The organism is Bacillota bacterium, from assembly GCA_033549065.1.
Classification (GTDB): Bacteria; Bacillota; Dethiobacteria; order DTU022; family DTU022; genus JAWSUE01.
In genome coordinates, this window is sequence record JAWSUE010000003.1 from 82118 (window position 1) to 94136 (window position 12019).

Below are 12019 nucleotides of genomic sequence, written 5' to 3' on the forward strand. Positions count from 1 at the left end.
CCGTCTGAAAGGAAGGTTCTTTATGGCCAGAAAAAAAAGTGTTCTCGATTTTTATGAAATGAAGGCAAAGAAAGAACAAGTTGCCTGGATAACTGCCTACGATTACCCGACCGCTCTTTTTGGAGAAGAGGCCGGGATGGATATGCTCTTGGTCGGAGATTCCCTGGGAATGCTGGTGCTGGGTTACAGCAGCACGGTGCCCGTAACCATGAACGATTGTATTTCACACTGCCAGGCCGTAAGAAGGGGAGCTCCAAATACCTGGGTTATTGGCGACATGCCGCTCGGTTCCTACCAGGTGTCAAAATCTGAAGCTGTTACAAACGCCATCCGCTTTATTAAGGAGGCAGAAGTTGATTGTATCAAGCTTGAGGGCGGGCAGAGAGTAGCCGGGCAGATAAAAGCGATTACCGATGCCGGTGTGCTGGTAATGGGTCACATCGGATTAACACCGCAAAGTTCAGGTCAGCTCGGAGGATTTAAAGCCCAGGGAAGAGATGTGAAAGGCGCACGTGATGTGATAAAAGATGCTCTCGCTGTTGAAGAAGCAGGAGCATATGCACTGCTTATCGAGGCAGTACCCCCGGAAGTAACCGCTTTTATTGCCGGAAAGCTTAAAATACCCGTATACTCCATCGGGGCAGGCCCCTGTGATGGCCAGCTTCTAATCTGCGGCGATATGCTAGGCCAGTTTAAAATATTTACGCCAAAATTTGTTAAACAGTATGCCGATATCGCCGGTATAACAGTAGATGCTTTCAAGGCTTACATTGAGGACGTGAAAAGCGGGAAGTTTCCCGAAGACGAGCATGTTTATCACGTTACAGATCCACTGGAAGAGTTTGAAAAGCTCTTTAGCGAATTTAAATAAAAAGAAATGCGGGCGGAGTGTTTTATGCTTCCTCCCGCATTTCTTTACATTTGCTACAGTCTTCCCGGATTTCTGCTGCGGAATACCCCCGATAGAATATTATATGACTGCTGTATTAAACTGTGACTACCTGTCGACCATTAAATAGTTGTAGTGATGAATATAAATAAAGTGATGGCATAGTTCTTCTAAATTAACTCCTGCAAAAATGCTTTCACCACTTCTGGATCAAAATGCTTGCCGGGTTTGAGTTAAATGCATCTGGATATGTTCAGACCAGAAAACCACGAGCAGGGTCAGTATCGAGGATAGCCAGAATTTGTCGCGGAACATGTCGGGACTGTGCCCGACGTGCTGATCATGGACTTGATTAGCGAGCTGTTTATTTTTCGAGCTTTCCGGTTGAGTATGTTGACTGTGGTGGTGGTCGTTCATGCATTAAATATGTTAGTTACCCCTTATGGAGACTTATTTTGGGTTCGACGAAGAACCAGGTAATCCTCCCGAGATATTTCTCCTGTTACATAGCGTTTGTCTAAAATTTCCCGGCTGTTAATCGCAGCTAATCCGTGAGGCTTATTTGTTGAAAACAGTAATCTTACCAGCAAAACTACGAGCACGATAAATACCAGAAATATAAGCAGTCCACCCATGACCAGAACCGGCAGGTTTCTACCAACAGCAATCGGATCCTCATTGTCCCAGGATGCCAGCCACCGCATCATCATTTGGATCTCATTACCCTGAGAATTTCTGATACTTCTGGCCAGTATTTCAACTTCTTCATGTTCTGCTAAACCGCGGTTTAGAAGTTGTTGAGACATCATTATCGCAGTCATATGGTGTGGGATCATATCTTCCATAAAAGCCCTGTCTAGTGCATCACCTTCTAAATTTTTAAGGTTGCGCATCATCGGCTGGTAATCAACACTATGCTGCTGATCCGGATACCAGTTTTTAAGCCAGGTAGTCATCTGCTCAATCTCTGCACTTTGGGTCCTGATAATCCCTTTTGCGAACTCTCTTATTTCTTCACGCTCAGTGTTTTCTTTTAAATATGTAGCTGTTGCTACAGCCTCTTCGTGATGGGGAATCATATGCACCAGAAATTCATATTCGCTATCGACAAATACATTCATCGCGCCCATCATCCCTGGCCCCATCATGCCGAAATCGCGGCCACTGCCCGGCTCAAACTGATCTGCTTCGGTTTGACTTGTAAATAAAGGGCAACATGGTGGAAGTGCGCTATTGCTGTAAAAAAACAATACGTAATAAACCATTAGCCCCAGCAGCACAATAATTGCCGCCACCAGAACTACAATAAGTGTTTTTTTCATCTTATACACCTCGCCCTTAAGTCAGGTCTCTTTTTTTCGTTTCATACTCCTCTTTGTCTATTTCCCCCCGGGCATATCTGCTCTTAAGAATATCCAGGGGCGTTTCCGTCTTGTAGTCAGAGCTATCTATGCTGGTGCTTGATTTTTGAGTCGCAGTTACAACCGCCCAGACTACTATCCCCAATATAACAATAACAAAGATTGGTACAAGAAACATCGCTCCGTAACCTCCCATCAGCCCTGGGCCCATCATTCCAAAACCGGTGCCCCGAAGGCCCCAGATTAATAAAAAGCCTAAAACTAGAAACACCAGTATTGCCAGTATGACACCACCAATTATTAACACTGTACTTTGGTTCCGGTTCATACTAAACCCTCCTTATGGATGAATCAACATCCCTAATCCTACTTTTACTATAATCCTACTATGATTTAAAATCAACAATTATTCACAGTATCATTTGCCGCTAGCAGCTTGTTCTCCGGTAAGCAATACACCAGATTATGTGGAAACATTTCTTAAAGGGCGCTATGTTTGCTACTCATAGCAGGGGGAAGTTGACAGAGTGGAGTTGGCAAAGGCTAACCAGTACATTGAGGCTATCCTTGAACTTGATGAAGACAGTATTATAACAAATCAAAAAGTAAGAACATATCCATTTTGGGTCCGAGAGAATACTTCCCTGGACCCTTTAAACGCTATGGTTCAATGCGCTAAGGTATCTCAATATTACTCTAACATTAAGCCATCTCAAACCAAAGGCTTTCCTACGCTGTTTCCAGTATCTCTTTCACCGCGGCAATTGTTTTCTCGATATCGCTGCGGTTAACATCTTTATTTGTTGTGAAGCGCACGCGGTCCGGTTCAATGACCACGGTTAGGATACCTCTTTTTCCCAGTTCACGACCCAGTTCCTGAATCGACATGGCTGTCGGCTTAACGATAACTATGTTGGTATCCACATCATCAGGATTGAACTCTATCCCTTTCATCGCAGCCAGGCTGTCGGCTAAAAGCCTGGCATTTTCATGATCCTCGGCCAGGCGATCAACCATTGTTTCCAGGGCTACAATCCCGGCCGCTGCAAAAACGCCGGCCTGCCTCATTCCTCCGCCGAGCCTCTTGCGCCAGTGACGAGCCTGGTCGATAAATTCCTTCGTTCCGGCAATGATTGAACCGACCGGCGCTCCCAGGCCCTTCGAGAGGCAAAACTGGACTGATGTGGTACAGGCGGCATATTCTTGGGCCGGAACACCTGAGGCAACCGATGCGTTGAATATTCTCGCACCATCAAGATGCAGGGGAATACTATGTTTTTTGGCGACCTCAAATACGGCTTTCATGTCATCAAGAGGAACTACCGTCCCGCCGGCCCGGTTATGGGTATTTTCCAGGCAGATCAGTGAAGTTGGCGGGAGATGAATATCATCTTCCCGGATCGCCCATTCAACCAGTTCGGCAGGCAGTGAGCCCCTTTTACCCGCCAGGGGACGGGGCTGAACACCGGCAAAAACCGAAGCTGCCGCAGCTTCGTAGTAATAAATGTGTGAGTCTGCCTCCAGTATTATCTCGGTACCGGGCCTGGTATGTGTTAAGACGGCTATCTGATTTCCCATGGTCCCGCTCGGGACCAGCATGGCATCTTCTTTACCGAGCATCTCGGCGGCCAGTTCCTGCAGCCGGTTGACTGATGGATCCTCTCCGTAAACATCATCCCCAACCTCTGCCATGTACATAGCCTTGCGCATCTCTTCTGTCGGAAGGGTTACCGTATCGCTGCGCAGATCAATCATCGGGTTGTACCTCCTTCTTGTTACATCTTTAGTAATTTTATCACAGTTGTCATGAAGCCAGAGGAACTTTTTCTTCTACTGCTTCACCACCACGGACACGAAACATCAGAAAGAGCGCTGCCAGGTAAGCCAAAGCAGCCATCGGGAATAAAACCATCCTTGTCCCTAACAAATCCATAACCACACCAAACAGCGGCGGAGCGATAATTGCAGCCAGCATGGAGAAGAAGTAATATAAACCGGTGTAGGTTCCCAACTTTCCGGCAGGAGACATATCGCTGACCATGGGATAGGAATTGATATTGATCAGAGCCCAAAAAACCCCTCCACTGATTAATAAACCGATAGCAAGCACGATTGGTGTAGCAAAATAAAAGGAGCCCAGCATAACACACATCCCGACAAGACCGGCCAGGATAGTTTTTTTACGGCCCAGGGCAGTGGCTATAAAACCGCTCGGGATAGCCATCAGGAGGAATGAGAGAGAAAAGAAACCGAGATAGAAAGCTGCCTGTGATTCATCAATACCCCATTTGTCCATACCGTAGAGAGTAAAGAAGGTTTCAACACCATTCCAGCCGATAAACCACATAAATATGGCAAAAAAGATAAAGCGGGTGCTGCCCTCTTTCCCCGTCATAACTTGGACTAGCGAGGCGACAATACCATCCGGACGTTTTTCTGACACCTCAAAACTCTCTTTCGGCTCTTTAATAGCCAGAAGTAGAATAATCAGGACCAGGATCATAATTATGGCGGCAACAATAAATGAAGCCTGGACACCCATAATTGCCGTAAACCCAAAGTAGAATACTAATGCCCCCAGACCGCCCATTAGATTTACTATGCCGTTGGCTTTACTCCTGTATACTGAAGGAGTCAGATCGGGCATCAGGGCAATAGTGGGGGCACGGAAAGCCGCCATGGCAATATTCATGATAATAATCACCGGGATAACGGTGATCAAGGATACACCCGCTGTAGGGATGAGGGCAAAGAAAAAAGCTGCAATCGGTATACTGATCAGCAGGAAGGGCATTCGACGGCCGAAACGGGTCCATGTCCGGTCGCTCAAAGCACCAAACCAGGGAATCAGCAGTATGGCTGCTATATTATCAAAAGTCATGATAAAACCAACAGCAGTATCGGTATAAGGAAGATGTGTGAGCAATCTTTCCAGGATAGGCGGAACATAAGCGTTGTAAATAGACCAGGTAAGGGTGATAATCAGAAATCCAAAACCGAGAAGGACAATCTTTAAATAGCTAAATGATTTCATCTACTTGCCTCCATCCAGGATTTTTTTAAGTTCCTGCGGTCGGTCGGTGATAATGGCCTCTATCCCTCCGGCAACCATCAATTCCATGTAGTTAATCTCATTAACCGTCCAGGCAAATATGGGCAGTTTGTTTTCCCTGAAACCGGTTACAATTTCGGGATGCTGAAGGTGATAAAAGAGCGGGTGTACGGAATAACAACCGAGTGAACGGGCATAGTTCCACGGTTCATAAAGTCCCGCTACGTAGAGTATCCCTGTCCTGATATCCGGATTGATTTTGCGGCATTCGACCAAGCTGTAGTGATTAAAGGATGATATTATCACTCTTTGTTCCAGTGAGCGACTGGCAACGCTTTTTAATACCGCCCCTTCCAATCCGGGATAAAGGACTATGCCGCTTTTTAGTTCTATATTAAAAATCAGGTTGCTCTCCAAAAACTGATCAAGCACTTCATCAAGGGTTGGGATTTTGGCCCCGCTGAATTCGGGATCGTACCAGCTTCCGGCATCCAGATTGCGCAGCTCATCAAGGCTGTAATCCTTGATCAGACCTTGACCATTTGTAGTCCGGTCGATTTTTTCATCATGGATCACAACCGGAATGCCGTCGCTGCTCATTTGTACATCGAATTCAAGACCATCGGCACCTGCTTCATAGGCTTTCTGAAAAGAAATCATCGTATTTTCCGGCGCCAGGGAAGAAGCGCCACGGTGGGCAATGTTAAGAGTCCCTGCCAAAGTATCCCCTCCTTATCTTATCTGGAAAAATGACTCATCAAACTCAGGATTACCTTCATAACGGTTCATAAAGTAACCCGGTAGTTTATCCATCTGTTTGAATAGCGTTTCGTCAGCGTCAATGCCTGCTTTTCTTAAAGCCCTGGCGATATCTGCCGGATCGGGGGGGCACCCCCTGGCAGCGAACATCTGCTGGATAGCCGGATGGTCTTTATTTTTACGATACATGCACTGGCCGATGAGCAGTGTTGCTTCCATACCCGGCGACGGTTCCATTATTTTACCGGTTAATACTTCGACATTATTCCACGGTTCACCCTGCCAGGCCTGCCGGATCGCCGTGAGGATTATCCCATTCAGGGCAGAACAGTAGGTGCACATTGAATCATCAAACTTTCTGTAGTAAATCCCCTGCAAGCCCTGTTTTTCGAAGGCTCGGGGCATTTCTCCTTTTTCGCTGCAGGTATACTCAAAATCAAAGGCATGAAAGGAGGCAACCTCTTCGATTATTTCACCGATTACATATATATCCGATAGATCCATAGGGCGTTTTGCTCTCTTCGCTACATGGACCAGATGCTCTACGGAGGACGGTTCATGGCCGAGAATTTTTGCACCGACCATATCTGCTGAAAGCATGTCGGTTGAGGCGATTAAGAGATCACTGCGGTGCATCCGTCCATCAAAAGCGGGGCCTCTTTCAAGGCTGTAAATGCCGTCAATCATGGTTAATGAAGGCGGCATGGGCTCAATCAGATGCGAAATATAATAATGGAGATTTTTTTGGGGGTCGGCGCTGTGACATTTTTTCCGGGAGGCCAGATCGATCGTCCCTTTAAGATTTTTTATACCCAAACTGACAGTTGTCTGGTTATGGGTTTTTAGAACAGGAAGATCGATCAAGAAGTCACTCTGAAGAATGTCCCGGTTAAATCTCAGATTCAGTCCATCACTAAGATCGACTTTAACAAACGGCCTTTCCATGATATTAATGTATTTCACACCGTAACGCTTTTTCAACAGGTTATAGCCAAGCGATTCAAAGGCATGAGCAGGAGTTTCAGTATCTTTCGGATCGGCTACCAGACCCTCCCCGATCGTAATATTATTAACGCCATGTTCTATCAGTAGCTGCACAACATCCTCAACTACCTGTGAAGTTGTGATCACCCCCCATTTGGGGAAGGTACACGCTTTAGTCCAGAACACTATATTCGGTTTAATGAATACGCGTGATTGCACTGAAAGGCCGGCCAGACCATCACAATCAAGGATTGCTTTCTTTACCGATTCGAAAGGCTCTTCATAACGAACGATGGAGACTTTCCTCTTATTCACAAATTTCACCACCAAGATATTCATATTTATATTTCTACTTAACGGAGGAATGCGCCAAAAATCAAGAAAGATGCAGTAACAGCAAAGGGAACTAGAAGCGTTAAAGGCAAACCGGCTTTCAGGAAATCCCGTATTGAAAAATAACCTGAAGAATAGGGGATAACATTTGTCGGGCTTGATGTTACAAGCAAGAACGCCAGCGAGGTTGCGATGGCCACCGGACCGGCCAGCATCCAGGGGTCAATGGACATTTTAACTGATAGGGCAATTACCAGGGGAACCATGATAACGCCTGTAACGGTATTGCTCGAAAAGAAGACTTTGAGCAGTTCAACTGCCAGCACGGCCAAAAATATGCGGACGGCTGGGGTAAATTCTCCCAGAGGGGAAAATGCTGTCGATGCAAGCCAGGCGGCGGCACCCGTTTCATATACCACAGCACCCAGGGAAAGACCGGCAGCAATCAAGACAATAGCTCCCCAGTCAATATTTTTTTGAGCCTCTTTCCAGCTTATGATTTCGATACCGGGCAGGAAAAAGAGTACAGCTGCCGAGAGCGCTACTATCTCAATCGGAATTGAAACTCCGGTCAGGCGTATTAATAGTGGATCGCCTACCCAAAAGATAACAGCCAGCAGGAATATAACCAGCGCCTTTTTTTCAACAGCAGTCATCTCTATTTTTTCACCTCTGTTTCCGGTCAAAACCGTTGATTCTTCCAATCCGTCTGCCAGAGGTTCCGGGGGAAATATTTTGATCAGGATAAGGTATGACAGGGGAAGTATTAATATTGCAGCCGGCACTCCCACAGTCATCCAGCTGAGGAAATTGATATCTATTCCGGCCAGCTCCCTTAAATAGCCAAGGGCTACAATATTTGCCCCGTTACCAACCGGTGTAGAAATGCCACCGATAGCCGGTCCCCAGGCCACTGAAATCATCAATGCCCGGCCAAAATTACTTTTCAGGGGTAGAGCTTTACATTTATGAAGGATGTTAAGGGCAATCGGCAGCAGGATTGCCGAAACGGACATGTTGACAATCCACATTGAAAGAACTGCTCCGATCAATAAAAAAATAAAGACCAGTTTTCGTGAGTTCAACCCTACTTTGGCCAGGATCATTCCTGTCAGCCGGTCCGCCAAACCGGATCTGGTCAATCCGACAGAAATAATGAGGATTCCGATAAAAAAAACTACAACAGTATTGCCGAATCCATAGGACACTGTCTCTTTGAAGGGTACAAGACCAAACAGCGGGACCAGCAATATCCCGGTCAGGGCAGCTATTACAAAGGGAACCACTTCGGTAATCCACAGTATAATGACAAAAGAGAGTATGGCCAGGGCAGCTTTACCCTCCAGGGTTAGCAAAGTATCAAGACCGTCATTATTAAATATTTGAAGCGGAAGGAAGTTGATGATTAAAGCTACAGCAGCGGCGGCAAGCAGCATTACTAATTTTTTTAAAAAAATAATCCCCGGTTGATTGTTGGCTTGTCCCGCCTGATCCAATATTAATCTCACCTTTGCTGTAGGACTAGTTCAGGAAGAAGACTTATTTTGAAGCAATCATATCATTATTGCAAACTATTTAGCAATATAAGCAGCACCGGTTGATAAAATCAGGGATAAGTGCTATGATTGGGAAAAGTAAATATAATCAGGGGAGCTGGGATAATAACCCGGCTGAGAAAGAACTGTACCTGTTCTGACCCTTTGACCTGATCTGGGTAATGCCAGCGGAGGGATAAGTATAGCAGCTGTTCAGGCTGCCGCCCATGTTGGCGGCAGCTTTTATTATGCAAGCGATAAGGTGGTGATCAAATGGACAAGTGCAATGTAAGCCTGCAGATAATACCACTGGTCCCTTCTGAGAAAATATACCAGACGGTAGATAAAGTAATTGAAATGATTGATGCAACAGGGGTTAAATACCTGGTCGGTCCGATGGAGACCACCATGGAAGGTGAACTCGATGAACTGCTGGAGATAGTTAAAAAGGCACAACAAATTTGTCTTGATGAAGGCGCTGAAAGAGTGCTATCCATGATCAAGATCGATTACGCCCCGGGAGGTGTAACCATAGATGAGAAAATCGGCAAGTATAATAAATAGTATCCCCTCCCTGATACTGATTGCGGGTTTAATTTTGATATGGGAACTGATCTCTTTTGCAGCCGGAATTCCGGCCTACATTCTGCCCCCGCCATCTGAAATAGCTGCCGCTCTTTATGAAAATTTATCGCTGCTTCTATTTCATACCAGGGCAACGCTCACTGCAGTTTTCGGTGGCCTCATCCTGGCTATTCTGGTTGCGCTGATTCTGGCTTTCGCCATGGATCGCTGGCACTATGTAAAAAAAGCCGTATACCCGCTGCTGGTAATATCACAGGCTGTTCCTATATTTGCCCTGGCGCCTCTTATCCTGATCTGGTTTGGGGCAGGTCTCTTTCCAAAGGTACTTGTAGTAGCCCTTGTATGTTTTTTCCCGCTTGCTATCAACCTGGTAGAGGGTTTCAGCCAGGTTGATCCTGAAGCAGTGGATCTACTCCAAACCATGCAGGCCAACCGCTGGATGATTATGAAATCAGTTCAGCTGCCCTCCGCCCTGCCCTACTTTTTTTCCGGATTAAAAATTGCCGCCACCTACAGCGTTCTCGGGGCTATTATCGGTGAGTGGTTGGCTGCAAGGGCAGGACTTGGGATTTACATGCTCAGGGCAATGCATTCTTTTCAAACCAGCCGTTTATTTGCTTCAATCATTGTAGTGATATTCTTCAGCCTTATACTATTTAAACTGGTTGACCTGGCTGGATGGTTTTTCATGCCCTGGCAGAGAAAACCAACAAAAAGTAATGGAGGTTGATCAAGATGTTAGTAAGAAAAAAAAGTTTTGGCCGGCTCTTATTGATTATGCTGGCTGCAGGAATATTGCTGCTCGCAGGCTGCAGTGCTGATGAGCAGGAGCAGTTGACCGGTGTAACAATCCTGTTGGATTGGACTCCAAACACCAATTACAGCGGCCTTTATGCAGCGATCGATCAAGGGTACTATCTCGAAGAAGGGCTGGATGTTGAGATAATCCAGGCTCCGGGCAGTGTAGTGCAAATGGTTGCCGCCGGACAGGCAGAGTTCGGTATTAGCTACCAGGAAGAGGTCACTTATGCCCGAATAAGCGACATGCCGGTCGTATCTATTGCCGCGATTATCCAGCATAATACTTCCGGATTTGCTTCTTTGAAAGATAAAAATATCGAAACCCCGAAAGATTTTGAAGGAAAAAGTTATGGCGGCTGGGGTTCACCTGTGGAAGAGGCTACAATTAAAGCACTGATGGAGCAATACGATGCTGATTTCGAATCTGTTGATATTGTGACCACCGGTGAAGTAGATTCCCTGATAGTTATGCAAAGAGAAGCCGATTTTGTATGGATTTACTACGGTTGGACCGGTATCGAGGCTGAACTCAAAGGATTGGAGTTAAATTTTATAGAACTTCGCCAGGTTGACCCGGCACTTGATTACTACACTCCGGTGATTATTACCGGTGAAAAATTAATCGCGGATTATCCCGGGCTGGTAGAAAAATTTATGAGAGCTACCTCCAGGGGTTACAGGTTGGCAATCGAAGATCCGCTTGAGGCTGCGGGAATTCTTCTGGAATATGCACCCGAGCTGAATGAGGAACTGGTTAAAGCCAGCCAGCAGTGGCTGGCCGACAGGTACCAAGCGGATGCCGAAACCTGGGGAATCCAGGACAGAGAAACCTGGCTGGCTTACAGTGAATGGCTCTATGAAGAAGACCTGATCGAAGAAATCCCCGATATAGATGATGCCTTTACAAACGAATTTCTGAGGTGAGTAAAATAGATAAATTGCGTCTGGATAAAATATATTCCACATATTACTCGGGAGATATAAAACTTCCGGTTCTTGAGGACATATCTATCAATGTAAAACCAGGTGAGTTCGTTTCTGTTTTGGGTCCCAGCGGATCGGGCAAGAGCACGATCCTGAAGCTCGCCGCCGGCCTGCTCGGGCCGGATAAAGGTAAGGTGTTCTATGATGATTTCGACGTTACCGGTGAACCGAGAAGAGTCGGTTACATGCCGCAGCAGGATCTCCTGTTTCCCTGGAAGACCTTGAAAGAGAATGCAGCCCTGCCTTTGCTGTCTGCAGGTGTGGTCAGGACTGAGGCGTTCCGGCAGGTTGAACAAATGCTGCCAATTTTCGGTCTTGAAGGCTTCGCCGATTACTACCCAAACGAACTCTCGGGGGGGATGCGCCAACGGGGTGCCCTGATGAGGACACTTTTGGTAAATAGCGATCTGCTGCTGCTGGATGAACCTTTTGCTGCGCTTGATGCTATTACCCGGGAAATGTTACAAGACTGGCTGGAGCAAATCAGACAGCGCTTCAGCCATTCTGTTCTCTTTGTAACCCATAGTATAGATGAAGCGATCTATCTGTCGGACCGGGTTTATATCATCACCGAGAGGCCCGGGAAAATAGCCCTGGAACAACCGGTAACCCTGCCGCGCCCGCGAAAGAGAACTCTGGTCACCGGACCGGAATTTGCCGCTTACAAAGCTTTGCTGATTAAAACATTGGCAAGGGAAGGTATCAATAAGCCTTAAATATTTTATGACTGGGTTTT

The 12019-nt window shown here is 46.4% G+C and carries 12 protein-coding genes and 1 riboswitch; of the genes, 5 read left to right on the forward strand and 7 right to left on the reverse strand.

The features are described 5' to 3' along the window. Positions 1-22: 22 nt before the first annotated feature. Positions 23-871: a 3-methyl-2-oxobutanoate hydroxymethyltransferase gene (panB, locus tag SCJ97_02675; protein ID MDW7738949.1), complete on the forward strand. Its 849-nt coding sequence runs from the start codon at positions 23-25 to the stop codon at positions 869-871. A 458-nt stretch (positions 872-1329) separates the two neighbouring features. On the opposite strand, the gene SCJ97_02680 is transcribed toward panB, so the two are convergent. The 7 genes from SCJ97_02680 to SCJ97_02710 form a co-directional block, all read right to left on the reverse strand. Continuing rightward, complete coding sequence (locus SCJ97_02680) at positions 1330-2211, reverse strand: DUF305 domain-containing protein (GenBank protein MDW7738950.1); 882 nt, start codon at positions 2209-2211, stop codon at positions 1330-1332. 16 nt (positions 2212-2227) lie between these two features. Beyond that, positions 2228-2578, reverse strand: coding sequence for an SHOCT domain-containing protein (locus SCJ97_02685; GenBank protein MDW7738951.1), 351 nt, complete (start codon positions 2576-2578; stop codon positions 2228-2230). A gap of 401 nt (positions 2579-2979) precedes the next feature. After that, on the reverse strand, positions 2980-4005 hold the full coding sequence (ltaE, locus tag SCJ97_02690; protein MDW7738952.1) for a low-specificity L-threonine aldolase: 1026 nt from the start codon (positions 4003-4005) through the stop codon (positions 2980-2982). A 49-nt stretch (positions 4006-4054) separates the two neighbouring features. Further along, positions 4055-5284, reverse strand: coding sequence for an MFS transporter (locus SCJ97_02695; GenBank protein MDW7738953.1), 1230 nt, complete (start codon positions 5282-5284; stop codon positions 4055-4057). Continuing rightward, complete coding sequence (locus tag SCJ97_02700; protein MDW7738954.1) at positions 5285-6022, reverse strand: glycerophosphodiester phosphodiesterase; 738 nt, start codon at positions 6020-6022, stop codon at positions 5285-5287. It lies immediately after the preceding gene. Positions 6023-6034: 12 nt separating this feature from the next. Further along, positions 6035-7360 (reverse strand): DUF362 domain-containing protein, encoded by a 1326-nt coding sequence (locus SCJ97_02705; GenBank protein MDW7738955.1) that lies wholly within the window; start codon positions 7358-7360, stop codon positions 6035-6037. Positions 7361-7398: 38 nt separating this feature from the next. Further along, complete coding sequence (locus SCJ97_02710; GenBank protein MDW7738956.1) at positions 7399-8886, reverse strand: DASS family sodium-coupled anion symporter; 1488 nt, start codon at positions 8884-8886, stop codon at positions 7399-7401. Between the two features lie 128 nt (positions 8887-9014). Then, a riboswitch (TPP riboswitch) is annotated at positions 9015-9128 on the forward strand. 58 nt (positions 9129-9186) lie between these two features. Between SCJ97_02710 and SCJ97_02715 the strand changes: the two genes are divergently transcribed. From SCJ97_02715 to SCJ97_02730, 4 genes are read left to right on the forward strand one after another with little or no spacing between them, the layout of a single operon-like run. Then, positions 9187-9477, forward strand: a complete 291-nt coding sequence (locus tag SCJ97_02715) for an MTH1187 family thiamine-binding protein (GenBank protein ID MDW7738957.1) — start codon at positions 9187-9189, stop codon at positions 9475-9477. Further along, positions 9449-10228, forward strand: coding sequence for an ABC transporter permease (locus SCJ97_02720; protein ID MDW7738958.1), 780 nt, complete (start codon positions 9449-9451; stop codon positions 10226-10228). The genes SCJ97_02715 and SCJ97_02720 overlap by 29 nt, the downstream gene beginning before the upstream one ends. Positions 10229-10233: 5 nt before the next feature. Continuing rightward, positions 10234-11223: an ABC transporter substrate-binding protein gene (locus tag SCJ97_02725; GenBank protein MDW7738959.1), complete on the forward strand. Its 990-nt coding sequence runs from the start codon at positions 10234-10236 to the stop codon at positions 11221-11223. Further along, a complete protein-coding gene (locus SCJ97_02730) occupies positions 11220-11999 on the forward strand; it encodes an ABC transporter ATP-binding protein (protein MDW7738960.1) in 780 nt (259 codons plus the stop codon). The genes SCJ97_02725 and SCJ97_02730 overlap by 4 nt, the downstream gene beginning before the upstream one ends. The last annotated feature ends 20 nt before the right edge of the window (positions 12000-12019 follow it).

Coding starts and splice junctions, on each gene's coding strand:
- SCJ97_02680 (MDW7738950.1), bottom strand. CDS start 2,211: ATGAAAAAAACACTTATTGTAGTTCTGGTGGCGGCAATTATTGTGCTG.
- SCJ97_02720 (MDW7738958.1), top strand. CDS start 9,449: ATGAGAAAATCGGCAAGTATAATAAATAGTATCCCCTCCCTGATACTG.
- ltaE (MDW7738952.1), bottom strand. CDS start 4,005: ATGATTGATCTGCGCAGCGATACGGTAACCCTTCCGACAGAAGAGATG.
- SCJ97_02725 (MDW7738959.1), top strand. CDS start 10,234: ATGTTAGTAAGAAAAAAAAGTTTTGGCCGGCTCTTATTGATTATGCTG.
- SCJ97_02715 (MDW7738957.1), top strand. CDS start 9,187: ATGGACAAGTGCAATGTAAGCCTGCAGATAATACCACTGGTCCCTTCT.
- SCJ97_02695 (MDW7738953.1), bottom strand. CDS start 5,284: ATGAAATCATTTAGCTATTTAAAGATTGTCCTTCTCGGTTTTGGATTT.
- panB (MDW7738949.1), top strand. CDS start 23: ATGGCCAGAAAAAAAAGTGTTCTCGATTTTTATGAAATGAAGGCAAAG.
- SCJ97_02685 (MDW7738951.1), bottom strand. CDS start 2,578: ATGAACCGGAACCAAAGTACAGTGTTAATAATTGGTGGTGTCATACTG.